This is a genomic window from Nocardia sp. NPDC004340, from assembly GCF_053602575.1.
Map to the genome: position 1 here is coordinate 466803 of NZ_JBSGDW010000001.1, position 24256 is coordinate 491058.

A 24256-nucleotide genomic window follows, 5' to 3' on the forward strand; every position below is an offset into this window, starting at 1 on the left:
ATGCGGGTTCACAACACGGTCGATACGGCTCGGCGGCACCTGAGGGAGGTCGATCCCTCGGCTCTGGACCACGCGCGAAAACGGTTGGCCGAGACCGGAATCGCCAAGCTGAGCTTCCTGCTCCCGCACCGGGTCAAACGCGTGCTCGCGGCCGAGACCCTCGCCCTGCTCGACCACCATCGGCAGTGGGGCGAGCTGCTCCCCGAGGGCGAGGGCCTGGCCCGCCAGCAAGTGGACTTGACCGGCGCCGACGTCGCGGCCCACACCGCCTGCATCCCCCGGCTCTACGACTGTGAACCCTTGCGGCACAGCCTGTCCGTGATCACGGCCGAACCCGTGCTGCCCTGCCCCGAACCCGAGCGCTTCCACGTCAGCCGCCGCCGGCACGACGACGCGCTCGGCCGATGGCATTGGGACGCTTACGCTTTCACGCTGGTTCTGGTGGTGGAATGCCCGCCGCTGGCCGAGGGCGGCTTCGTGCAGACGGTGGCGCACACTTGCCCCGACCCCTACGACGCCGACGTGCACCGGATCCTGACGCGCAATCCGATCCACTCCTGGGAACTCGGCCCCGGAGATCTCTACCTGCTCCGCACCGACACCACCCTGCATCGCGTGCACCCGTTCGCGCACGGCCGCCGAACCACCGTCGCCATGTCCTTTGCGGCCCGGACGGAACGCGATGCCGTAGGTTTGCTCAAACGCTCAACGAGAGCCGAATCACAGACAGTGATAGCCTGATTTTCTGTTAACGCAGCGGGGGGCAGCGTCGCCGCACCGTATTCCGCTCCGGGCAGTTGTGCCCACCCGGCAAAGGCGGCTCCCATGGACCTTCTCAATCCGCTCGACGCGATATTCCTGGCCATCGAATCCCGCGAGCACCCCATGCACGTGGGTGGCCTCCAGCTGTTCGAGCCGCCCGCCGACGCGGGCCCCGACTACACCCACGAACTGTTCGAGGCCATGGCCGCGAGCACCCAGGTCCGCACCCGCTTCCGCCGCAAACCCAGCCGGCTCCTGGGCGGCTTCTCCAGCCTCGCCTGGTCGCACGCCGACACCGTGGATCTCGGCTACCACCTGCGCCGATCGGCGCTGCCCGCGCCCGGCGGCATGGGTGATCTGCTGGATCTCACCGAGCGTCTGCACGGCATCCTGCTGGACCGGCACCGGCCACTGTGGGAGGGCCGCCTCATCGAGGGCCTGAGCGACGGCCGCTTCGCGCTCTACATGAAGATGCACCACGCCCTCATCGACGGCGTCTCGGCCATGCGGCTGCTGCAGCGCACCCTCACCGACGACCCGCTCGACACCCGGATCGCCGTCCCGTGGGGCACCCCGCCGGTGCCGCGCGACGACAGCGCCGAACCCGAGAGCCCGTGGGCCCAGGTGCGGAAGGCGGTGCCGCGGTTGCTGCGCGCGAGCGGGTCGATCGCCGCGCCGTTGCGGGGCGCCCTGGACGGGCGGCTCACCCTGCCCATGACCGCGCCGCGCACCCTGCTCAACACCTCCATCGGCGGGGCCCGGCGCATCGCCGTGCGGTCCTGGCCGCTGGAACGGATCAACGACGTCCGGCAGGCCACCGGGGCCACCGTCAACGACGTGGTGCTGGCCATGAGCTCCGCCGCGCTGCGCGCCTACCTGCTCGAGCGGGACGCGCTGCCCGACGAGCCGTTGATCGCCATGGTCCCGGTCAATATCCGCAATGCCGCCGAGGCCGACACCTCCGAGGGCAATATGGTCGCGGCCTGCCTGGCGAACCTCGGCACCCACCTCGCCGACCCGGTGGAGCGACTCGAACAGATCCGCACCTCCATGCGCGACGCCAAGCAGGTGTTCACGCAGCTGCCGAAGCTGGAGGCGATGCTGCTGTCGGCCGCGCTGATGACGCCGCTGGGCGTCTCCCTGCTACCCGGTTTCGAGGCGTTGCCGCGCATGCCGTTCAACCTGGTGATCTCGAATGTGCCGGGACCGCGCAAGCCGGTCTACCTGCAGGGCGCGCGGCTGGACGCCAACTATCCGCTCTCGATTCCCTTCGAATCGCAGGCCATGAACATCACGCTCACCACCAATGGCGACAACCTCGACTTCGGTCTGGTCGGCTGCCGCCGCACGGTGCCGGACCTCGATCGCATGATCGACCATCTGGAGAACGGTCTGGCCGAGCTGGAGAAAGCGGTCGCCTGACGCGGAGCCGAGAGTTGGCCCTCGCTACGCTGGAGCGGGTGATGTCGTGGCCCGAACTGCGGAAAGAATGCCTGCTCCTCGAGGACGAGGCGGTGCTGGCGTTGAACAAGCCCGCCGGGATCTCCGTCACCGGTGAACGCCACGACACCGACATCGTGGAAATGGCCGCCGCGCAGGGCGAGACGCTCTACCCGGTGCACCGCATCGACAAGGTCACCTCGGGTCTGGTGCTGCTGGCCAGGGAGCTGCCCGCGCACGGGCAGCTCACCCGCCAGTTCAACAAGCGGACCGTGGAGAAGGCGTACCTGGCCGTCACCGCGTCCACCGGGCTCCCCGACCGCGGCGTCATCGACCTGCCGTTGAGCGTGGGCCGCAAGAACCGGGTGCGCATCGCCGCGCCCCGCGAGAGCATCCGCCGCGACGGCGACACCTGGCGCGTCGACGACCAGGATGTGCTGGCGGGCAAGAATTATCCGTCGGTCACCGAATTCACCACGCTGGCTCGCGGCGCGGACAGCACCGTCCTGGCATTGCGCCCGATCACCGGGCGGCGGCACCAGATTCGCGTCCACCTGGCCTGGATCGGCCACGCCATCGCCGGCGACCCGCTCTTCGACAGGTCCGGCGCGTTCCCCCGCACCCACCTGCACTCCTGGCGGCTGTCGCTGGACGCGTCCTGGCGGCCGTCGGGCCGTCTGGAGCTGGAAGCCGAGCCGGGTGCGGACTTCTGGCGCGTCGGCGACGCCACCGTGGTGGACGACCCTCGGCAACTGCTGAGCAGCGCAAGCGAACTCATGGCCCGCACCACATCACCGGGTCACTGATTTGCGTTCGCTATATTGGGTGGCGGGTCTCACCACGACCACATCCGGGCAGGTCAATTAGCCTGAATGGGGTGCTGCGGTGCGGCGGCACAGCCGGGCGCAATGCTGCGACCCATGACAGAAAGCGAACGCCGATGGTTCTGCTCGCTCAGCTCAGTGACACCCACTTCAATATGGGCGCACGCAATGTCGAACGCGCCGAACGGGTGATGGCGTTCCTGGCCGAGCTGCCGCGGCGACCCGACGCCATCATCGTCACCGGCGACATCGCCGACGAGGGCGAGCCGGGGGAATACCAGCAGGCCCGCGCCGCGCTGACCGCCGATCTGCCCGTGCTGATCCTGCCCGGCAATCACGACGACCGCGGCAATATGCGCAGCGTCCTGTTCCCCGGCGCCGAGGGCACCGGCCCGATCAACCAGTCCTACCGCGTCGACGGTGTCACCCTCGCGCTGCTCGACTCCAGCATCCCCGGCAAACCGGAGGGCATGCTCGAGGACGAGACCTACGACTTCCTCACCGACCTGCTCGCCGCCACCCCCGCCGACCAGACCGTGCTGATCGCCATGCACCATCCGCCGGTGCCGGTGCGGTCCACCGTGGTCGACCCGATCCGGCTCACCAATCCGGAACGGCTGGCCGAGATCGTGGCCGGCGACGACCGGATCGCCGCGGTGCTCACCGGGCACGTGCACGCCGGGCTGATGACCCAGTTCGCGGGCAAGCCGCTGATCGTCGCGCCGAGCGTGTCCTCCACCATCGGCTGCGAATGGGAAACGGCCGCACCGGGACACGTGCCGATCGACTTCGCGCCCGACCCGTCGATCATCTTCCACTCCATCGAGGACGGCCGGCTGCTGTCCATGTTCCGGCCCATCGCCATGGGCGGCTGGCTCAGCGAACCGCTGGACTGACCGCGCCGCGCCGGTACGCCGACGGGGTGGTGCCGGTCCAGCGTTTGAAGGCGTGGATGAAGGTCGACGCCTCCGCGTAGCCGAGCCGGATCGCCACATCGCTGACCGACAGCGGTGTGGCGGTGAGCATCTCCTCCGCCAGCGCGCGCCGCACCTCGTCCAGCAGCTGGCGGTAGCTGGTGCCCGCCGCGTCCAGGTGGCGGCGCAGGGTGCGGGTGCTCATGTTCAGATCCCGTGCCACCGAGTCGATTCCGGGCGGCACCGCGAAACCGTCCAGTCCGCCGCGCGGCACCAGCCGCTCCCGCACCTCCGCGGCGATGCCGGTGCGGGCGCGGCGGCGCGACACCAGTTCGCGGCACTGCGCCAGGCACATGGCCCAGGTGTGCTCGTTGGCCTGCGGCAGCGGCCGTTCCAGGACCGCCGGATCCATCGTGAACAGGTTGTGATCGGCCTCGAAAGTCGGTGTCACGCCGTAGATTTCGGTGTACATGTCGAGGCTGCCGGGGGCCGGGAAGTCGAAGTCGGCGCGCAGCAGGTGGATCCGGTTGCCGGTCAGATCCGACATCATCTGGTGCATGGCGGTGACATCACGCTCCACCAGGAAACGGCGGACATCGGCGGGCACGCCCTCGTCGTGGATCCGGGCCACGAACTCGCCGGGCCGCCAGCGGGCCGCCGGGATGCAGAAGGTGAAGCTCAACTCCAGGTAGCGCAGGGCGAAGGCGATGGCCTCTCCGAGGGTTGGGCTGCTGACGCAGGCGAAACCGAAGATACCGAACGTGGTGATGCGGTACCGCCGGCCCACCTCCAGCCCGAGGTTCGGGCGCGCACCCAGCTCACGCACCAGATTCCGGATCACCGCCAGCTCGGTGTGCGCGTCGATCTGCTCGTCCGGGTTGGCCAGCTGCCGCTCGCTCAGCCCGCTGCCCTGCAGCATCCGCGCCGCCGGGACCCCGTGTTCGCGTGCGAAACCGACCATGAGCGCGACACTCGCCACGCCGCGTGGGAAGTCCCAATCCCGGATTCCCGCCTCCTGCACCGTGCCCATAGCCTGATTATGGCCGAAATTCTCGATCCGGTCGCCCACTAAATTCGACGAGCGCTCCTACCCTGAGAAGAGTCTTCGATGTGTGAGGAGCACCACAATGCCGGAGGTCATCATCATCGGCGCGGGGTTCGGCGGGCTCGGCATGGCGATCGAGCTGCAACGCAACGGCTTCCGTGAATTCACCATTCTGGAACGGGCCGCGGACCTGGGCGGAGTGTGGCGGGAGAACACCTACCCCGGGGCGGCCTGCGATGTGCCGTCACCGCTCTACTCCTTCGCGCACGAACCCAAACCGAGGTGGCGGCAGCGGTATTCGACGCGCGAGGACATCTGGGAGTACATGCGCGGGATCGCCGATCGGCACGGGCTGCGCGACCACATCGTGTTCGGGGCCGACGTCAGCGAGGCGGAATTCGACGAGACGACCGGGCAGTGGACGGTACGGACCGCCGACGGGGTGGCCCGGACCGCCGACGTGCTGATCTCGGCGGTCGGGCAGCTGTCACGACCGGCCATGCCGCCGATACCCGGGATCGAACGGTTCGCCGGGGAATCCTTCCACTCGGCGCAGTGGGATCACGACGTGAAGTTGGCCGGCAAGCGGGTGGCCTGCATCGGGACCGGCGCGAGCGCCATCCAGTACGTTCCCGAGATCCAGCCGCAGGCCGCGCACCTGACGGTGTTCCAGCGCACCGCGGCCTGGGTGCTGCCCAAGTTCGACACCGACTACAAGCCGGTGCATCAGCGGGTGCTGGTCGCGGTGCCGGGAATGCCGGTGGCCGAACGGCTCTCGTGGTGGCTGATGGCCGAATTCCTGGCACTGGGCCTGGTCGAGTTCCCCGGAATCGCGCGGGTCGTGTCCGGGATCGCGGCGAAGCATCTCGAGGAGCAGGTCGCCGATCCGGAGCTGCGCGCCAAGCTCACCCCCGACTTCCCGATCGGCTGCAAACGCGCGCTGTTCTCCAACGACTACTACCCGGCCCTGTGCGAACCCAATGTCACCGTGGAGACCACCGCCATCGGTGAGATCGTCCCCGAGGGCATCCGCACCGCCGACGGCGCGCTGCACGAGGCCGACGTGATCATCTACGGCACCGGCTTCAAGGGCACGGAATTCCTGTGGCCCATGAAGATTCGCGGCCGCGGCGGCCGCAACCTGGAGGACGCCTGGGACGGCGGCGCACACGCCTACCTCGGCATCACCGTCCCCGAATTCCCCAACCTGTTCCTGGTCTACGGCCCCAACACCAACCTCGGCGTCGGCTCCATCATCTACATGATCGAATCCCAGGCCCGCTACATCCGCCGCGCCCTGCAACTCCTCGGCGAGCGCCCCCGCACCTACCTCGAAGTCCGCCCCGACCCCGAACGCGCCTACAACGACGCCCTCCAGCACCGCCTGGCCCGCACCCCCTGGAACTTCTGCACCAGCTGGTACCGCACCGCCTCCGGCCGGATCACCAACAACTGGCCCGGCACCACCCGCAGCTACCGCCGCCGCACCCGCGACCTCCACCTCCCCGACTACACCTTCACCCAGGTCGGTTCCCAGCCACACGAATTCCAGTAGTCCGGACACCGCCCTCAGATGGCCAACTCCTCCCGAGTGTCCGGCTCCGCTTCGGGCGCGAGTTCCGCCTCGTGGAAGCCCGGCAGGTAGCGGTCCACGAACGGGATCATGAGCTGGATCAGCGGGCCGATGCCGAACGCGTACACCAGGGTGCCGACGCCGACGCTGCCACCGAGCAGCCAACCTACGGACAATACGGTCGCCTCCAGCCCTGTCCGCACGGCCCAAACCGGTCGGCCCGTACGGCGAACCAGGCCAGTCATCAGGCCATCGCGCGGACCCGGACCCATCCCCGCGCCGATATAGAGAACCGTCGCCACCGCATTGAGGACCACGGCCGCGCCCATCGCCCCGATCCGGAGCGGCAGCCCGGGCAACTCCGGCAGCAGCCAGAGGCCGGCGTCCACCGAGACGCCGATGACGACCACATTGCTGACCGTGCCCAGACCTGGCCACTGGCGCAAGGGAATCCACGCCAGGAGGACGGCCGCGCCGGTGATCGCGACCACGGTGCCGAAGCTCAGCGGGACGTGGTCGGCGACGCCCTGATGGAAGACGTCCCAGGGGTCCAGGCCGAGGGCGGCGCGGATCATGACGGCCATGGAGAGGCCGTAGAGCCAGAGTCCGATGTAGAGGGCGAGGAGGCGACGCAGCATTGGTCGAGCATGGCGGCAACTGGCATGCAAACGGTAGATCCAGTTACGAAGAGCTGGACTTCTTGCTGGATATATCTTTTCGTGTGACAAACCGCGCAACGCCGTAGTTACGGCGCGCGGGACGCCATTGACCGGGTCGGACGACGGCAGTACCTTGGGGTCTCCGATGTGCCGGAGTGATCAGGCGCGAACAGCGGGTCCGTGGTGTCCGGAGTGTCGGGAAGTGCGACGCTGGAGGCGTGATGCGGCGGGATGGCGCATGGTTCGGATCGGGGTGGCGGATCGGGCTGATCGGCGCGGCGGCCCTATTGGCGGCGGTGATCGCCGGGCCCGGCGCCAGGGCGGAGATTCCGGTTCCCGACGCCGACCCGTTCTATTCGACGCCAATCGACCTGGGAGAGTACGGAAACGGGACGATTCTCGATTCCCGGCCGATCGCCGTCCTGGGGCTGCCGCTACCGGTCGCGGGCTGGCAGGTGCGATACCGCACCACCGATTCCGCCGGGCAGGCCGCCGCCGACGTGGCCACGGTGATGGCTCCGCTCACCCCGTGGACCGGGCCCGGGGATCGCCCGTTGCTGTCGTATCAAATTGCCGAGGACAGTCTCGGAACCCGTTGCGCCCCATCGTTCGCACTGGGCGGGGGCCGCGACCTCGCGATCACCAACACCCTGCTCGACGTGCCGTTCCTGACCGAGGCACTGCGGCGCGGCTGGGCGGTGGTGGTGTCCGATTACGAGGGCGCGCAGTCCCGATTCTTCGACGGAATCAACTCCGGCCGCGCGGTCCTGGACGGCGTTCGCGCCGCCAAAGCCTTTGCACCGCTGGGCATCACCGATGCCAGCCCGCTCGGGGCCTGGGGCTATTCCGGCGGGGCCTTCGCGACCCTGTGGGCCATGCAGCTGCGGGCGAGCTATGCGCCCGAGCTCTGGTTCTCCGGGGTGAGCTCCGGCGGCGTCCCCGCCGACATCCCCGCCATCGCCAGCGGCGTGGACGGCAGCGTACAGGCCGGACTGGGGGTGCTGATCCTGATCGCCATGACACGCAACGATCCCGGCCTGTCGGACTCGCTCAATGACAGTGGCCGCGCGCTGATCGAACAGGAATCCGCTTCCTGCGGAAGCGATCTCGTGGCCCACCACGCGTTCCGGCACATTGACGACTACTCGGCGATCCCGGACATCCTCGGCAGCCAGGTCTTCCGGTCCGTCACCGATCGCCAGGAACTGGGTGGCTGGGCGCCGGACGTGCCGCTGTACCTGTACCACAGCAATTCCGACGACGTGATCCCGTCTCGGGGCTTCAGCGATCTCGTCGACCGCTACTGCGCGCTGGGCGCGACCCTCACCGCCGTGCACTCGGACATCCCGGGACACAACCCGGCGGCGGTGATAGAAGCCTTGGGCGCCATGGACTTCCTGGCCGACCGCTTCGCGGGCGAGCCGGTCACCGCCGGGTGCACCGTGCGCTGAGGCGCGGCGCACCCGGCGGCCGGAGCCTTACGCGCCGGGGTTCGCCCACTTGGTGGTGCCGGGCGCCGCGGTCAGCGTGCTGATCAGGTCGACGCCCGCGATGAGCAGGGCCGGGCCGCCGACCACCAGGGTGCCGATGATGGCACCCACGGTGGCCGCGACCGGCACCGTCGCGAGGCCGGCGGGACCACCGGCGAATCCGATGAGACCGACGACCGCGCCGAGGGCCAGGCCGACAAAGCTCCCGATGGCGGTCGCGATGCCGAACTGGCTGGCGAAGGTCTGCATGGCCAGCTGGTTCTCGGCCAGCGACGCCACCGGGCGCAGCACCGGGGTGGCCGCCGCGACATCCTTGACCGCGGTCATGTTCAGGACGGTGCCGTCGTCGCTGACGGTGGCGGGCACCGGGTAGCTCAGACCGTCCTGGGTGAAGGACAGTGGCAGCTCGAGCACGGTCGCACCGGAGGCGTCCTTGATATCGACGGCGCCGCCGGACAGGTCGAAGGTGCCGTCGGTGAGGGTGGTGACGACGGTGTTGCCGACCAGCTGGGTCTGGTAACCGATATCGGGCACCGTGGCGTCGGCGTGGGCCACACCGGCTCCGGCGATGGCGACGGCCGTGACTACCGGCGCGGCGACAGCGGTGATCTTGCGCAGCATCATGGGTCTTCCAATCTTCATCAGGTTTTTGTGGCAACACACGGCTCAGGTTGAAGAATTCCCCCTTGTGTGTCCGCCCTGAGCCCGCTTGCTATTCGGCAACGCGCTCTACGCGCCTCACGGTAACGTGCGATGCCGACAACCTCGATGATTTTCGGGCCGCGTCGTCCTATATGACCAGTTCCACGGCGATTCCGAGCGCGCACACCAATCCCACCACCAGAAGCGCCACCGCATCGGCGCGTCCCGGCGAGCTGGGCCGGGCGGTCAACTCGCCGGTGCCGCCGCGGGTCGTGATGGCCTCGCCGAGCTCGCCGGCACGGCGGCTGGAGACGGCCATGCTCGCGGTCAGAATGTCGACGAGCGGATTCTCGGCGGCGCGGTGCAGCAGCGAATCCTTGGGCCGCAGCCGCCGCGCCGCCCGCAGCAGGCGCATCTCCTCGAGCAGCAGCGGCAGGCCGCGCAGCGTCAGCGCCACCACCACCGCCCACTCGTCGACGGGCACCGAGTGGCGAACCCCGTTGCGGGTCCAGCCGATTCGCTTCAGCGGCGCGCCGAGCCGGGCCAGCGCGGGCGCGACCTCACCCATCGGCGTGGTCCAGGCGACCAGGAACGACGCGCCCAGCAGCAGGAATCCGAACACGATCACCTGCGCGTACCGCAGCAGCGCGGACGACCCGACCGGCGCGTTGATGGCCGCGCCGATCGCGATGCCCAGCCAGAGCAGCCACGGGAAACGCGGCAGCGTGCCCAGCGGCAGGCGGGCCAGCAGGAAGACCGCGATCAGGAACGCGGCCGCCACCCCGAGCAGCGCCCACGACGGGATGAACATGAGCAGCAGGCTGATCGCGAAGACGGCGATCATCTTGGTGCCGGCCCACAGTCGATGCACGGGGCTGTCGACGGGGACCTCACGGAGGACGACGCTGCTCATCGGAGACCTCCGGTGAAGTCGTGCGCGTACGGCGCCGCGGCGGTGGCGTTCTCGACGAGCCGGCCGTCGCGCAGGTGGACGGTGCGGTCGCAGACGGCGGCCATATCGGCCACGTCGTGCGAGATGACGATCAGGGTCAGACCCGAATCACGCAGGCGGGCAAGCAGTTCCACCACTCCCGCGCGGCCTTCGGGGTCCAGTCCGGCGAGCGGCTCGTCGAGCACCACCACGTGCGGGTGGCTGGCCACGATGGCCGCCAGCACCACGCGTTTGGCCTGGCCGCCACTGAGTTCCTCGATCGATCGGGTGGCCAGGCTCCGGTCCAGACCGACCTCGTCCAGCGCGCGGGCCACCGCGTAACTGCCGCGGCCGCCCCAGTCCTCGATCTCCTCGCCCACGTCCTGACGCTGCAGCTGCAGGCGGGAATGCTGGAAAGCCAACTGCACGGCCCCGATTCGCTTGTGCACCGGATGGGTCGTGCCCATGGGTTCGCGCAGGGTGCAGGTGCCCGAGGTGGGCACGGTCAGCCCGGCCATGATCCACGCGAGTGTCGATTTGCCGGACCCGTTGCCGCCCACGATGAGCAGGGCCTCGCCCCGCCGGACGCTGAGGTCGACATCGTGCACGGCGGGCGCTTCCCACGGGGTGCTGCGGTTGTAGGTGTGGCCGACCCCGGTCAATTCGAGAACAGGCTCACCCATCGGCCGACGCCGCGGGTCGCCGGCCGGACGCGGCCAGGCGGGCAGGTGCGCGACCGAACGGCCCTGTTCGAGATGGATCACCCGGTCGGCCGCGGACGCGTCCGCTTCGTGGTGGGTCACCAGCACGACGGCCATGGGGTGGCGACGCGGCAGGCGAGTCAGCAGTGCGACCAGGTCGCGGCGGCCTTCGGGGTCGATCATCGAGGTCGCCTCGTCGGCGATGAGCAGGGTGGGCTGCCGGGCCAGGGCGGCCGCGACGGCGAGTCGCTGCTGCTGGCCGCCGGACAGCGTCGCGGTCTCACGCCCGCCCATGCCGGTCAATCCGACCTCGGCGAGCAGTCCGTCGATGTCCACGGCCGCCGCGTCCGCGGTGGGCAGACCCCACACCACGTCGTCCGCGACGAGCACGCCCAGGGTCTGACTCTCGGGTCGCTGCAACACCATCGCGGTGCCGCCGCGCACGCCGAGGCCCGCCGCGCCCGGGCGGGTCACCGTTCCGGAGGTGGGCGGACGGCCCGCGAGAATCCTGGTGAGCGTGGACTTTCCGGACCCGTTGTGCCCGACCACCGCCACGAACTCGCCGACATCGACGGTCAGATCGATGCCGTGCAGGGCATCCGCGCGGGCGCCCTGATAGCGGAAGGTGACGCCGCGCAAGGTCACCGGCAGCGGGGCGACCGGTCGCGGATCGTCCGGCGCGTCGAGCAGGCTGTCCCGCCCCGGCAGCCAGGCCAGCCGATCCAGCACCCGCCCCAGCACGAACCACGAGAACACGCCGCTGACCAGCATCGCGGCAATGATTCCGCCGCCCACGAATGCCCACCACCAGTGCAGGATGGTGTCGGTGTACCCGGCGATCGCGCGCCCGATCGGCTGCAGCGCATCCTGCTTCGCCGCAAGACTCTCCAGACCCTTCGAGGAGTTCCGGATGCTGTCGAACAGCAGGTTCCGCGACCGCGAGAACACCAGCAGCATCCCGATCGTGAGCGTCGCCATCACGGACCCGGCCATCGCCGACAACGCCACCACCGCGGGCAGCCCGCCGCGCCGCCGCTTCACCGTCCCGATGATGCCGCCGATGACGGCGACGCCGACCAGGTTCTCCGCGGGCAGCAGACCCGCCGCCACGAACGTCACCAGCGTGCCCGCGATGGTGGTCGCCAACTGCGCCCGGAATCGATGCCGGTGCGCGAGCAGTCCCATCGGCACGGCGGCCACCAACTGCAGCACCGCCGCGAACGGCACCAGCGACCCGAGGGTCACCAGCCCCACCGTGGCCCCGCCCAGCACGGCTCCGGCCGCCAGCTCGATGGGCCGCAACGCCCCGTGCGGCAGCGTCGGCCCCTCGGTTCTTCCGGCCTGCGCCACGCCGACGGGCTCGGCCAGGCCGCCGCGAATCCGGTACGAATCGGTCACGTCTACCAGTCTGCCGTGTCCGGGCCCCGACCCCCGCAGACCTCTCAACATCTCCACAGAGTCCGGGCACCACCCGCACAATCCGGCGGGGCGGGATTCAGCTCGGGTCGATGAGGTCGGCGAAGATGCGGGTGATGCGGTCGGTCAGCGCTTCCGGGGTGGTGCCGGATTGGGTGGCGCGGAGGGCGAATTTGCCGTCGACGGTGAGAGAGGCCATGCCGTGGGCGAGGGACCACCAGGCCAGGGTGGTGGTTTCGGTGTCGGTGGCGGGGAGGAAGCCGGAGTCGGCGGCCGCGGCGACGGCGTCGACGAGGACGGCGTAGGCGGCGTCGCCGGCGGCTTCGGTGTCGGGGTGTTTGTCCGGCTGGGAGAGTTCGGGGCGGAACATGATGCGGAAGTAGGCGGCGTGGTCGCGGGCGAAGGCGACGTAGCCGTCGGCCATGGCGATCAGGGCGGCGCGCGGATCGGGGGCGGTGTCGCGGGCGGATGTCATTGCGGCGCCGAGGATTTCGAAGCCGCGGGCGGCGAGGGCGGACATCAGGGCGGCGCGGTCGGCGAAGTGGTGGTAGGGCGCGCCGGGGCTGACGCCCGCGGTGCGGGCCACCTTGCGCAGGCTCACCGCGGCCAGGCCCTCGGACTCGATCAGCCGCAGAGAGGCGCGCAGTAGTTCCTCGCGGAGGTCTCCGTGGTGATAGCGGTCCTTGGTCGGCGGCATGGCATGAGCGTAAGGGGTTGACGGCGCGCGGCCTCGCAATCTATACATTGTTCAGATTCTAAACACTGCTCAGATTGGAGTCGGAGATGTCCGATCTCGTTCTCGTCACCGGTGCTTCGGGGTATGTCGCGGGGCATGTCATCCAGGAATTGCTCGGCCACGACTATCGAGTGCGCGGCACGGTCCGCTCGGCCGCCCGCGCCGCCGACGTGGCCGCACTGCTGCCCGGCATCGAACTGGTCGAAGCCGACCTCGGCGCGGACGCGGGCTGGGCGGCGGCCGTCGCCGGCTGCCGGTACGTGCTGCACACCGCGTCGCCCTTCCCCTCCGACGCGCCGGAAAACGAGGACGACCTGATCCGCCCGGCCGTCGACGGCACTCTGCGGGTGCTGCGCGCGGCCGCCGCCGGTGGCGTCGAACGCGTCGTGGTCACCTCCTCGATCGCCGCCATCCAGGCCGGGCACGAGGGCCGCCTGCTCACCGAGGCCGACTGGTCCGACCTCGCGGCCTGCGAGGCCTACCCGAAGAGCAAGACCCTGGCCGAGCGCGCCGCCTGGGATTTCGCCGCCGAACACCCGGAACTCGAACTGGCTGTGATCAATCCGGGCATGATCATCGGGCCCGTGCTGCGCGCCGAGGCGGGCACCTCCGTGGACGGCATCCGCGCCCTGCTCGCCGGGGGCATGCCCGGCGTGCCGCGCCTGAACTTCGCCACGGTCGACGTGCGCGACCTCGCCGTCGCCCACCGTCTCGCCATGGAAACCCCCGGCGCCGCCGGCAACCGGTACATCTGCGCGGGCGACAGCATCGCCTTCCCCGAGATGGCCCGCATACTCGCCGGCCGCTACCAGGTCCCCACCCGCGCCCTGCCCGACTGGCTGGTCCGGTTGAGCGCCGCCTTCAACGCCGACGCCCGCACCGCCGTCCGCTACCTCGGTCGCAAGGAGACCGTCAGCGCGGACAAGGCCCGCCGCGAACTGAACTGGACCATGCGCCCGGTCGCCGACTCCTTGCTGGACACCGCCGACAGCCTGGTCCGGTTCGGCCTCGTCCCCGCGCCCAAGCCCGCCCGCGCCGCGGCCGCCTGACCGTCCGGCACCGTTCCGCACAGGCGTAGGGTGGCGAAAGAGGGTGGGGCAGAAAGCGATTGCGGAGGGCTTATGCGGCGCGGCAACGGTGTGGAGATTCCGGAGACGCTCGAGGATGTGTGCGCACCGGACAAGATGGCGGTCATCGTCTACGACATGCAGGCCGGAGTGCTGGGCCAGCTCGACGACGGCCCGGCGATCACCGAGCGCGTCGTGCGCGTGGTCGAGGCCGCGCGGCGCGGCGGCTACCCGATCATCTTCCTGCGGCACTTCTTCCTGCCCAAGCGGCTCATGGGCAGTTTCGCCATGCGGATGGCGATGACCTGGCAGGGCAAGGACTCCATCGACGACGTGGTCCCGATCCTGCAGCGCGACACCCCGGGCTTCCAGCTGGTGCCGGAACTGCAACCGCGGGAGGGCGAGGTCGTCTTCGACAAGACGTCGATGTCGGCGTTCGAGGGCACCCCGCTCGCCTCGACGCTGCGTGACCTCGGGATCGGGTCCTACGCCATCGTCGGCGTCGCGCTGGAGATCGGGATCGCGCCGACGGTGTGCCACTCCACCGATCTGGGCTTCGTGCCGGTCGTCGTCCGCGACGGGGTCGGCGGGCGCGACGAGCCCGGCAAGCAGCGCGCCTGGGAGGACTTCGAATTCCAGGGGCACGCCATCGTCACCGACTCCGACAGCCTGATTCCGTTGCTGGAGAAGTCGAGCTAGTCGGAGCCGGGGATCCAGGCCGGATGCCACAGGCGTCCGGTCTCGGTCCAGTTCTGGAAGCGGACCATGCCCGTGAGCTTCGGCGTCACCCAGACCGCGTCGCGGCGCTCGTCGGCGGTGAGCTCGTTGTCGAACGGGCTGGTCTTGCGTTCCAGCCGGCGCAGGCGGTCGGCGAGATCGCTCATCTCCTGCTCGCTGAAACCGGTGCCGACCCGGCCCAGGTAGTACAGCTCGCCCTGATGCGGGACGCCGACCAGCAGGGACGCGAACTGCCGCGCCGCCGAACGCCGGTAGCCGCCGATCACCACGGACAGCGTCCGCCAATTGCGGGTCTTGATCCAGGACTGGCCGCGGCGGCCCGGGAGGTAGACCGAGTCGCGCCGCTTCGCGACCACGCCCTCCATGCCGTGCTCCTGGCTGTAGCGCAGCGCGTCCGCGCCGGACCCCGGCAACCGCGCCGGCACGATCAGCGAACGCGCCTGCCCGGCGAGGGCTTCCAGCACGCGCCGCCGATCGTCGTAGCGTTTGCGGATCAGCGAGGTGCCGTCCAGGTACAGCAGGTCGAAGGCCAGGAAGACCGCGCGGCCCGAATCCGCGCGCAGCAGGCCGAGATTCGCGCCGCCGTGATCGTCGAAGACCACCGCCTCGCCGTCGAGCACCGCGGAATGGCCGGACAGTTCCTCGCCGAGCACGGCCAGGCCGGGGTATTTCCCGGTGACGACGTGCCCGGCGCGGCTGTGCAGGGTCACCGCGCCGTCCTCGATCTCGGCGATCAGCCGGAACCCGTCCCATTTGGTCTCGAACGCCCACTGTTCGGCGTCGAGCGTGGTCACGTCACCGGCGGTGGCCAGCATCGGCATGACACCGCGCGGCATGGGCGCGGGCGTCCGCGGCGTCGAGACCGCCTGCGCCCCCGCGCCTTCCTTCCCATTGCCGCCCGGCGGCGTCTGATCCTTCATCAGGTGCATGAGCCACTGGTTGCCGTTGGTCTGGATGAGCGCGTACCGCCCGCTCAGCCGCTGTCCGCGCAGCCACACGATGACCTCGTCGTCACGCCACTTCTCGGTCTCGTAGGTGCCGGAATCCCAGATGGTCATCTCGCCGCCGCCGTACTCGCCCTTCGGGATGGACCCGTGGAAGGTGAGGTACTCGATGGGGTGGTCCTCGGTGTGCACGGCCAGCCGGTTCTCGCCGGTGTCGGTGGGCGGGCCCTTGGGCACGGCCCAGGAGGCGAGCACGCCGTCGCGTTCCAGCCGGACGTCCCAGTGCACGCGGCGGGCGTGATGCTCCTGCACGACGAAACGATCGCCCGGCCCGTCCGCCGGTGGGCCCGGGGGCACCGGTTCGGGGGTGCGGCCCGGGTCACGCATGGATCGGTAGGTGTCGAGCCGATCCGGTCGCGGCACCGCGTCGTCGAGTCCGTCGAGCAGGTCGCCCTGATCCCCGAAGCGGCGCAGGACCTCGTCGAAGGTCAAGTGCCGCAACTTCTTCGGCTTCTCGATCTCCGCCCAGGACCGGGGCGCGGCCACCCAGGGCTGGGCGCGGCCGCGCAGCGAGTACGGCGCGATGGTGGTCTTGGCCGGATTGTTCTGGCTCCAGTCCAGGAACACCTTGCCCTCGCGCGCCGACTTGGCCATGGTGGCCGTGACCAGCTCGGGGCGCAGCTGCTGCAGATTGGTGGCGACCTGTTTGGCCACGGCCGAGGCCCCGTTCGGGCCGAGCCTGCGGTCCAGCGGGACGTAGATGTGAATTCCCTTGGAGCCGCTGGTGACCGGGTACGCCGGCAGGCCCACCTCGCGGACCACATCGCGCAGGATGAGCGCGACCTCGGCGCATTGCGCCAGCCCGGCGCCCGGCCCGGGGTCCAGGTCGAAGACCAGCCGGGTGATGTCGCCGACCTCGGGGCCGTCGAAACACCATTGCGGCACATGCAATTCCAGGGCGGCCTGCTGGCCGAGCCAGGCCATGCCCGCGACGGTGTCGATGAGCGGATACGTGACCGGCCGGTCGGAATGCTGAACGGTGCGTCGCGCCAACCACTTCGGCGCGTGCTCGGCCAGATTCTTCTCGAAGAACGACTGCTCGTCCACGCCGTTCGGCCAGCGCTTGCGGGTCACCGGCCGCTCCGCGATATGCGGCAGCAGGGCCGGGGCGATGGCGGTGAAATAGTCGATGACCTCGCCCTTGGTGGTCCCGGTGGCCGGGTACAGCACCTTGTCGAGGTTGGTCAGCCCAACCTCGATGCCCCCGAAATCCCTGCGGGACCCCATGACAGCAGTTTAGAGCCGGGACCCGCCGAAAACCGGCAACCCGGAAGGCCGGTGAAAAGCCAACGGGCCGTTCGGGTCAAGCGGCGGAGCTGCCCCGCCACTCCCGAACGGCCCGTGGATGACCGCTACGACTACGCCGGAGGCTGTTCGCCTTCCGGGGTTTCCGGGGCCGGGGCGGGTTCGGCCGCCGCCTCGGCGGGCGCCGGCTCCGCCGCGGGGGCCGCCGCCGCGCCCTCGGCCGCGTCGGTCCCGAGCGCCGACTTGACCGCGTCCGTGCCCTTGTCGATCTGGGAGGAGTACTTCCCCCCGGTCTTCTCGTCGATCACCTGACCGGCCTTGTCGACCGCCTGCTCGATCTTCTCGGCGTTCTGGGCCGCCACCTCTTTGCCCTTGCCGACCAAGCCCTTGAGCGTGTCCATGAGACTCACAGCCCTGCTCCTTCACTCCGGTCCGTTATTGGCGAACATCTTCCCACCACGAATCCCGTGGTGGGAGGCCAATCGGGTCGATCCGCTGGCCGGGCTTCGGCACGGCGATGCGTGTCCCGGCGGCCTCCGCCGCCTCGACCAGTCGGCGCACCGGCTCCGACCAGCCGTGGAAGGCCAGATTGAAGGTGGCCCAGTGAATCGGCACCAGCACCCCGAACTCCGCGTCGCCGACACACAGGTCGGAGTGGGCGCGGACCGCCTCCTCCGGGTTCATGTGCACGTCCGGCCAGTGCCGGTCGTAGGCGCCGATGGGCAGCAGGGTCAGGTCGAACGGGCCCATGCGCGCGCCCGCCTCGGCGAACGCCTTCGTATAGCCGGTGTCACCACCGAAGTAGACCCGCCGGGTCGGGCCCGCGATCGACCACGACGCCCACAGCGTGGTGTTGCGCACCAGACCGCGACCCGAGAAGTGCCGCGCCTCCGAGCAGGTGATCACCAGGTCCGTGCCGTCACCGCGGTCGCGCCGCAGCTCCGACAGCGAAACCGAGGCGGCCCAATCCAATTCGACGATGCGGTGCTCCGGCACCGACCAGTGCCGCAGATGCGCGCCGATGCCGACGGGCACGATGAACACGCAGTCCTGGCCCTCGATCAGGCCGGTCACGGTGTCGCGATCCAGGTGGTCGTAGTGGTCGTGGGAGATGAGCACCGCGTCCAGCGGCGGCAGCGCCGACAGCGGCGACGGCACCGGGTGCAGGCGGGCCGGGCCCACCAGCGGCGACGGCGACACCCGCTCGCTCCACACCGGATCGGTCAGCACCCGGTAGCCGTCCACCTCGACCAGGCAGGTGGCGTGCCCGTACCAGGTCACCGCCAGTTCCCCGGCCTGCTCCGGCAGTTCCGGCGTCACCAGCGGGATGGTCCCGGACGGGCGGCCGTTATTGCGCTGGGTGGCCAGCTGATAGAGCAACTCCAGCGGAGAACCGCTGAGCTGACTGCTCGGTTCGGTGTTGTGGAACTGCCGATTGCGATAGGTGGTCGCCCCGCGCGCGGTCGGCGCGATCGCCGAGATCGACGCACCCATGGCCGAGGGAATCCCCCATGCCGCCCGAAACACCCAGGAAAGACCGAAAGCGCCCGCTGCCATACCTACCAGTCTCCGCGCATTGTCGCGCGCGCGCCGCCCGTTCATCGGCCCTCGAACTTCGCGGACCGCTTCTCCTGGCGAGCCGCGCGCGCCTCCTGCGCGTCGGCGCTCTGCCAGGCGGCGTCGAGGGCGGCGCTCTGCGCGGCGGTGTCGGGGCCGCGGGTGTCGTCGTCGTTGAAGACCAGCTTCAGATGCCGCAGCGACAGCGGCGCGAGCTCGGCGATCTGCTTGGCCCAGGCCTGCGCGTCGGCCAGGGTCCCGATCTTGTTGGCGAAGCCGAAGTTGTAGGCGTCCGCGGCGGGGACCCGCTCGGCGCCCAGCAGAATCGTGCGCGCCGGACCGGCGCCGATCAGCGACGACAGCCGTCGCACGGTCCAACGGTCAACGGAGATACCGAGTTTCGCGGCCGGGACCGCGATGAACGAATCCGGCGACATCACGCGGAGGTCCGAGGCCAGGGCCAGTTGCACGCCCGCACCCAGCGCGCCCCCGTTGATCGCCGCGATCACCGGCACCGGAATGGTCTCGATGGTGTGCAGCATGGCCAGCAGACCGGTCAGGAAGCTGTCCGAATACACCCCGTCCAGATCCGCGCCCGCACTGAAGATCGGCCCCTGACCGGTCAGCACGATCACCCGCGCCGACTCCGCGGCCTCGTCGAGGGCCGCACGCAGGCGGCCGATGAGCTCCTCGTTCAGGGCGTTCCGGCGATCCGGACGCTGCAGTTCGATGGTCACGACCTCGCCATCGCGGCTGACTCCGAGCATCTGTACCTTCCCCACTGTCCACCTCAACGGGCTGCCTACCCATGATCTGCCTTCACTGTAGGTGGGCGTACCGTCGGGTCCGTGACCGCAACACCCGATGTCGACATCCTTGTAATCGGCGCGGGACAGGCCGGATTGTCGGTCGGCTACCACCTCAGGCGGCTCGGGCTGCGACCCGAACAGGACTTCCTGATCGTCGACCACTCCCCCGGCGCGGGCGGGGCGTGGCAGTTCCGGTGGCCGTCACTGACATTGAGCACCGTCAACCGGGTGCACGACCTGCCCGGCATGTCGTTCCAGGAGACCCTGCCCGCCGGATCGGACAATGCGCAGGCCGCCACCGCGGTGCCGCACTACTTCGAACTGTACGAGAAGCGCTTCGACCTGCGCGTGCACCGGCCCATCTCGGTGACCGTGGTGTGCGACCGCGCCACCGCCGCCACCTGCCCGAACCAGGAGGTCGACGGGCTGCTGCACGCCGAACTGAACCCGGGCGCGACGGTGCGGGCACGCGGACTGGTCAATGCCACCGGCACCTGGGACAAGCCGTTCATCCCCTACTACCGGGGTGCGGAGACCTTCGCCGGACGCCAGCTGCACGCCCACGACTACCGTGCCGCAACGGAATTCGAGGGCAAGCACGTCGTCGTGGTCGGCGGCGGGATCACCGCCATCCAACTGCTGGACGAGATCTCGCAGGTCACCGGCACCACCTGGGTGACCCGCCGCGAACCCGTCTTCCGCTCCGGGCAATTCGCGCCCGAGGACGGGCGGGCCGCGGTGGCCATGGTGGAAGACCGTGTCCGGCGCGGACTTCCGCCCGGATCGGTGGTGTCGGTGACCGGGCTGCCCGAGGACGCGCGGGTGCGGGCCATGCGCGCCCGCGGAGCCCTGGAGCGGCGACCGCTGTTCGACCACATCGAACCCGACGGCATCCGCTGGGCCGACGGCAGCTTCCAGCGCGCCGACGTCATCCTGTGGGCCACCGGATTTCGCAGCGCCCTCGACCATCTGGCCCCGCTGCGACTGCGCGGGCCCGGCGGCGGCATCACCATGGGCGGTCGCCTCGCCACCCGGGTCGAGGCCGATCCGCGCATCCACCTGATCGGCTACGGGCCCTCGGCCAGCACCATCGGCGCGAACCGCGCGGGGCGGGCGGCGGCCGTCGAATTGACCTCGTACCTGGGCGTTCCGACCCAGCGGAACGGCGATCCGGAGAGCTGAAGCGTCAGGCGGGCGCGTCCATATCGAAGAGGTCCGGGTCCGCGCCCTGCCGCGCGCCCTTGTCCAGACCGGCGATCTGGGTCATCTCCCGGCCGGTCAGCTCGAAATCGAAGATGGCCAGGTTCTCCGCCATCCGCGACGGGGTGTTGGACTTCGGGATGGCCACGTTCCCCAGCTGCATGTGCCAGCGCAGGATGATCTGCGCCGGCGTGCGGCCCAGCTTGTCGGCCAGGGCGATGATCACCGAATCGTTGAACTCCGCGCCGCGGCCCAGCGGACTCCACGCCTCGGTCACGATGCCGTGCGCGGCGTGGAAGGCACGCAGCTCCGACTGGGCGTAATACGGGTGCAGCTCAACCTGATTGATGGCGGGCACCTCACCGGTCTCGGCCATCACCCGCTCCAGGTGCGCCCGGGTGAAATTCGAGACGCCGATCGAGACGACCCGGCCCTGGCGCTTGAGCGCCTGCAAGGCGCGGAAGGTGTCGACATAGAGATCCGCGGACGGCACCGGCCAATGGATGAGGAACAGGTCGACGGCGTCCAGGCCCAGCCGCTTGGCGCCGGCGTCGAAGGCGCGCAGGGTGGCGTCGTAGCCGTGGTCGGCGTTCCACAGCTTGGTGGTGACGAACACTTCGTCACGCGGCAGCCCGGACTCGTGGACGGCGCGGCCCACTTCCTCCTCGTTGCCGTAGAAGGCCGCAGTGTCGAGACTGCGATACCCGAATTCGAGCGCCTTGACGATGGTGCCGACCCCTTCGCCGCCGTCGACCTTGTAGACGCCGAACCCCAGTTTGGGCATCACCTGGCCGTCACTGAGCACGATCGCTGGAATGTCGCTGACCTCGAACCGGTATGTCACCATTTCGAAGTTAGAAGCGCAGGTCCGCGGCGTCAACCGAGTGCTCTATACCGAAATCCGCGTGTCGAGCCCCCACGGCAGCAAATAGACAGCTTCGCGAAGGTTCGACGTGACGAGAACTACGTTTGCAGGCCCAGTCGCCGATAGCGCAGGTGCCGGGCGGCGAGCAGCTCCGCCGGGGAACGAGCGGTCAGACCGGCCAGTTCGCCCGCGATTGCCTCCACCATGCGCAGCGCGAAATCCGCGGGCTCCTCGGCGGCGTCCGGATACTCGTGCACGATCCGGTCCACGATGCCGTCCTCGCGCAGGTCCACCGCCCGAATCCGCTGGGCGGCAGCCAGTTCCGGGGCGTGCCAGGTGTCGCGGTAGACGATCTCGCTCGCACCCTCCGGTGGCAAGGGGGCCAGCCAGCCATTGGCGGCGGCCAGCACCCGATCGGCGGGCAGGAGGGCCAGCGCGCCGCCGCCCGTGCCCTGCCCCAGCAGCACCGAGACGGTCGGGGTGTCCAGGGTGACGAGATCGGCGATGCAGCGGGCGATCTCGGGGGCCAGACCCCGCTCCTCCGCCTCCCGGGACAACGACGCACCCGCGGTGTCGATCACCAGGACCAGGGGGACGCGCAGTTCGGCGGCCAGATGCATGCTGCGCCGGGCCTCCCGCAGCGCCGCCGGGCCCATGGTGTGCTCCGGCGACTGACCCGCGCGGTCGTGGCCGAACACGATGCACGGCTGACCCCGGAACCGGGCCAGGGCGTGCGCCACCGTGCGGTCCAGCTCGCCTTGTCCGGTGCCGGACAACGGAACTCGATCGGTGACGTGGCGCAGCAGCTCACGAATGCCCGGACGATCCCCGCGCCGGGAGATGAGCACCGTCTGCCAGGCGTGCACCTCGGCGGTGTCCAGCACCGCGATACCGCCGCGCTCCTGCGGACCCGCCAGGAAGGAACCCGACCCGAGCGCGGGTGGCAGTGCGTCACCGGCCTTTTCGGGCAGCGGAGCCGGACCGTCGCACAACACGGTGAGCGCCCGATGCACGATGCGACGGAACACCGGCACCGGCACGACACCGTCGATAACGCCGTTGCGGTAAAGGTTTTCGGCGGTCTGCACGCCCTCCGGGAACTGTTTCCCGTACAGCGCCTTGTAGACCCGCGGCCCCAGGAAGCCGACCAGTGCCCCCGGTTCGGCGAATGTCATGTGCCCCAACGACCCCCACGACGCGAACACCCCGCCCATGGTCGGATCGCGCAGATACACCAGATACGGATGCCCCGCCGCCTTGTGCACCGCCAACGCCCCCGCCACTTTCACCATCTGCACGAAAGCGACTGTGCCCTCCTGCATTCGGGTCCCGCCGGAGGTCGGCGAGGCGAGCAGCGGCAAGCCCAGCTCGGTCGCGCGCTCCACCGCGGACACGATCCGCTCGGCGGCGGCCACCCCGATCGACCCCGCGAGAAACGCGAACTCGCACGCGATCACGGCAACGCGCCGTCCGCGCAGCAACCCCTCCCCGGTGAGCACCGCTTCATCGGTGCCCGCCGTTGCCGCGGCAGCCAGCAAATCCTCGCGATACCCGGGCGACGCCGCCACCGGCACCGGTGGCCGATCCCAGCTCACGAAGGAACCGGGATCCAGCAATTCGCCCAGCAACTCCCGCGCCGTGATCGTCACGGCGCGAGCTTATAGCCTGCGCGGCTCAGTAACCCTGAACGACCTTGCGCAGTGCGTACTCGGTGACCGCGACCAGAGCCTGCTTCACCGGCTCCCGACGACGGGCGTCGATCGAGAGGATCGGCACGTCCGCGGGCACCGCCAGCGCCTGACGGATGTCCTCCACCGGATACCGTGGCGCATCATCGAATTCGTTGATGGCCACCAGGAAGGGTAGGTTGCGCGCCTCGAAGTAATCGACGGCGGCGAAACTGTCCTCCAGCCGGCGGGTGTCGACCAGCACCACCGCGCCGATGGCGCCCTTGATCAAGTCGTCCCACATGAACCAGAAGCGGTACTGGCCCGGCGTACCGAACAGGTACAGCACCAGGTCATCGGCCAGGCTGATGCGGCCGAAGTCCATGGCCACCGTGGTGGTGGCCTTCGACGGGACACCGGTCAGGGAGTCCACGCCCACACTGGCATTGGTCACCAACGCCTCGGTGCGCAGCGGAACGATCTCCGACACGGCACCGACCAGGGTGGTCTTGCCGACACCGAAACCACCGGCCACGACGATCTTGGCCGACGTGGGCTTGCTGGTGCGCGTGTCGACCTGTGTCGTCGAATCAAATACGCCGGAGTCCACTGAGAACCCTTTCGATCAGCTCGCGACGTTCATCGTCGCTGGAATCGTCTTTCAAAGTCGCCGATACCCGCACATGGCCGGCATCGATGAGGTCCGCGACCAGCACCCGCGCGACCCCGAGCGGGATGCCCAGACGCGCGGCCACCTCGGCAACCGACGGCGATTCTCTGCACAACTCCACGATTGACGTCTCGATGTTGGTGAGTTCGAACTGCCGCTCGAGGGCGACCGGATGCGATGCGACGAGCGCCTCCAAGGCGAGCTCCACCTTCGGCCGGGTGCGACCGGCCGTCAGTGAATAGGGGCGAACCAGGCTCGGTTCGGCGCTCCCAACGCGTTCGTTGTCTATGTCCATCCCGCC

At 69.7% G+C, this 24256-nt stretch carries 23 protein-coding genes; 9 read left to right on the forward strand and 14 right to left on the reverse strand.

Going from position 1 to position 24256, the window contains the following annotated elements; all coding sequences use genetic code 11:
• The 4 genes from ACWEOI_RS01875 (at position 1) to ACWEOI_RS01890 (ending at position 3922) form a co-directional block, all read left to right on the forward strand.
• A complete protein-coding gene (locus ACWEOI_RS01875) occupies positions 1 to 741 on the forward strand; it encodes a HalD/BesD family halogenase (protein ID WP_452358707.1) in 741 nt (246 codons plus the stop codon).
• Between the two features lie 84 nt (positions 742 to 825).
• Positions 826 to 2184: a WS/DGAT/MGAT family O-acyltransferase gene (locus ACWEOI_RS01880; RefSeq protein WP_452358708.1), complete on the forward strand. Its 1359-nt coding sequence runs from the start codon at positions 826 to 828 to the stop codon at positions 2182 to 2184.
• Between the two features lie 14 nt (positions 2185 to 2198).
• Entirely contained in the window at positions 2199 to 3008 is an 810-nt protein-coding gene (locus ACWEOI_RS01885) for an RluA family pseudouridine synthase (RefSeq protein ID WP_452358709.1), read from the forward strand.
• A 134-nt stretch (positions 3009 to 3142) separates the two neighbouring features.
• Complete coding sequence (locus tag ACWEOI_RS01890; RefSeq protein WP_433670509.1) at positions 3143 to 3922, forward strand: metallophosphoesterase; 780 nt, start codon at positions 3143 to 3145, stop codon at positions 3920 to 3922.
• Here the strand turns inward: ACWEOI_RS01890 and ACWEOI_RS01895 are convergent.
• Entirely contained in the window at positions 3903 to 4970 is a 1068-nt protein-coding gene (locus tag ACWEOI_RS01895) for an AraC family transcriptional regulator ligand-binding domain-containing protein (protein ID WP_433670507.1), read from the reverse strand. The two genes, ACWEOI_RS01890 and ACWEOI_RS01895, sit on opposite strands and share 20 nt — an antisense overlap.
• 97 nt (positions 4971 to 5067) lie before the next feature.
• Between ACWEOI_RS01895 and ACWEOI_RS01900 the strand changes: the two genes are divergently transcribed.
• Positions 5068 to 6540 carry a flavin-containing monooxygenase gene (locus ACWEOI_RS01900; protein WP_452358710.1) on the forward strand — a complete coding sequence of 491 codons (1473 nt, stop codon included), beginning with the start codon at positions 5068 to 5070 and terminating at the stop codon, positions 6538 to 6540.
• 14 nt (positions 6541 to 6554) lie between these two features.
• On the opposite strand, the gene yczE is transcribed toward ACWEOI_RS01900, so the two are convergent.
• A complete protein-coding gene (gene yczE, locus ACWEOI_RS01905) occupies positions 6555 to 7196 on the reverse strand; it encodes a membrane protein YczE (RefSeq protein WP_452358711.1) in 642 nt (213 codons plus the stop codon).
• Positions 7197 to 7438: 242 nt separating this feature from the next.
• On the opposite strand from yczE, the gene ACWEOI_RS01910 reads away from it, so the two are divergent.
• Positions 7439 to 8668 (forward strand): lipase family protein, encoded by a 1230-nt coding sequence (locus ACWEOI_RS01910; protein ID WP_433673232.1) that lies wholly within the window; start codon positions 7439 to 7441, stop codon positions 8666 to 8668.
• 27 nt (positions 8669 to 8695) lie between these two features.
• Here ACWEOI_RS01910 and ACWEOI_RS01915 read toward each other — a convergent pair whose 3' ends face one another.
• From ACWEOI_RS01915 to ACWEOI_RS01930, 4 genes are all read right to left on the reverse strand, one after another.
• Positions 8696 to 9349: an ammonium transporter gene (locus ACWEOI_RS01915; protein ID WP_452358712.1), complete on the reverse strand. Its 654-nt coding sequence runs from the start codon at positions 9347 to 9349 to the stop codon at positions 8696 to 8698.
• 148 nt (positions 9350 to 9497) lie between these two features.
• Positions 9498 to 10262: a CbiQ family ECF transporter T component gene (locus ACWEOI_RS01920; RefSeq protein ID WP_433670499.1), complete on the reverse strand. Its 765-nt coding sequence runs from the start codon at positions 10260 to 10262 to the stop codon at positions 9498 to 9500.
• Positions 10259 to 12331 (reverse strand): ABC transporter ATP-binding protein, encoded by a 2073-nt coding sequence (locus ACWEOI_RS01925; RefSeq protein ID WP_452359181.1) that lies wholly within the window; start codon positions 12329 to 12331, stop codon positions 10259 to 10261. The genes ACWEOI_RS01920 and ACWEOI_RS01925 overlap by 4 nt, the downstream gene beginning before the upstream one ends.
• Positions 12332 to 12476: 145 nt before the next feature.
• Positions 12477 to 13094 (reverse strand): TetR/AcrR family transcriptional regulator, encoded by a 618-nt coding sequence (locus ACWEOI_RS01930; protein WP_452358713.1) that lies wholly within the window; start codon positions 13092 to 13094, stop codon positions 12477 to 12479.
• Between the two features lie 86 nt (positions 13095 to 13180).
• Here ACWEOI_RS01930 and ACWEOI_RS01935 point away from each other — a divergent pair, with 86 nt between their 5' ends.
• Positions 13181 to 14182 carry an NAD-dependent epimerase/dehydratase family protein gene (locus ACWEOI_RS01935; protein WP_452358714.1) on the forward strand — a complete coding sequence of 334 codons (1002 nt, stop codon included), beginning with the start codon at positions 13181 to 13183 and terminating at the stop codon, positions 14180 to 14182.
• A gap of 72 nt (positions 14183 to 14254) precedes the next feature.
• A complete protein-coding gene (locus ACWEOI_RS01940) occupies positions 14255 to 14899 on the forward strand; it encodes an isochorismatase family protein (RefSeq protein ID WP_433670493.1) in 645 nt (214 codons plus the stop codon).
• Here the strand turns inward: ACWEOI_RS01940 and ACWEOI_RS01945 are convergent.
• The 4 genes from ACWEOI_RS01945 to ACWEOI_RS01960 all read right to left on the reverse strand — a co-directional run bounded on the left by ACWEOI_RS01945 (position 14896) and on the right by ACWEOI_RS01960 (position 19511).
• A complete protein-coding gene (locus ACWEOI_RS01945) occupies positions 14896 to 17169 on the reverse strand; it encodes an ATP-dependent DNA ligase (RefSeq protein WP_452358715.1) in 2274 nt (757 codons plus the stop codon). The genes ACWEOI_RS01940 and ACWEOI_RS01945 overlap by 4 nt on opposite strands.
• 131 nt (positions 17170 to 17300) lie before the next feature.
• Positions 17301 to 17588, reverse strand: a complete 288-nt coding sequence (locus tag ACWEOI_RS01950) for an antitoxin (RefSeq protein ID WP_452359182.1) — start codon at positions 17586 to 17588, stop codon at positions 17301 to 17303.
• A 34-nt stretch (positions 17589 to 17622) separates the two neighbouring features.
• On the reverse strand, positions 17623 to 18744 hold the full coding sequence (locus ACWEOI_RS01955) for an MBL fold metallo-hydrolase (RefSeq protein ID WP_452358716.1): 1122 nt from the start codon (positions 18742 to 18744) through the stop codon (positions 17623 to 17625).
• 41 nt (positions 18745 to 18785) lie between these two features.
• Positions 18786 to 19511: an enoyl-CoA hydratase gene (locus ACWEOI_RS01960; protein ID WP_433673229.1), complete on the reverse strand. Its 726-nt coding sequence runs from the start codon at positions 19509 to 19511 to the stop codon at positions 18786 to 18788.
• 81 nt (positions 19512 to 19592) lie between these two features.
• Between ACWEOI_RS01960 and ACWEOI_RS01965 the strand changes: the two genes are divergently transcribed.
• On the forward strand, positions 19593 to 20735 hold the full coding sequence (locus tag ACWEOI_RS01965; RefSeq protein ID WP_433670487.1) for an NAD(P)-binding domain-containing protein: 1143 nt from the start codon (positions 19593 to 19595) through the stop codon (positions 20733 to 20735).
• Positions 20736 to 20739: 4 nt separating this feature from the next.
• Here ACWEOI_RS01965 and ACWEOI_RS01970 read toward each other — a convergent pair whose 3' ends face one another.
• From ACWEOI_RS01970 to ACWEOI_RS01985, 4 genes are all read right to left on the reverse strand, one after another.
• Positions 20740 to 21597 (reverse strand): aldo/keto reductase, encoded by an 858-nt coding sequence (locus ACWEOI_RS01970; RefSeq protein WP_452358717.1) that lies wholly within the window; start codon positions 21595 to 21597, stop codon positions 20740 to 20742.
• 119 nt (positions 21598 to 21716) lie between these two features.
• Entirely contained in the window at positions 21717 to 23267 is a 1551-nt protein-coding gene (locus ACWEOI_RS01975) for a carboxyl transferase domain-containing protein (protein ID WP_433670483.1), read from the reverse strand.
• 25 nt (positions 23268 to 23292) lie between these two features.
• Positions 23293 to 23895, reverse strand: a complete 603-nt coding sequence (locus ACWEOI_RS01980) for a GTP-binding protein (RefSeq protein WP_174391578.1) — start codon at positions 23893 to 23895, stop codon at positions 23293 to 23295.
• Positions 23876 to 24250 (reverse strand): DUF742 domain-containing protein, encoded by a 375-nt coding sequence (locus ACWEOI_RS01985; RefSeq protein ID WP_033085504.1) that lies wholly within the window; start codon positions 24248 to 24250, stop codon positions 23876 to 23878. The genes ACWEOI_RS01980 and ACWEOI_RS01985 overlap by 20 nt, the downstream gene beginning before the upstream one ends.
• Positions 24251 to 24256: the final 6 nt, after the last annotated feature.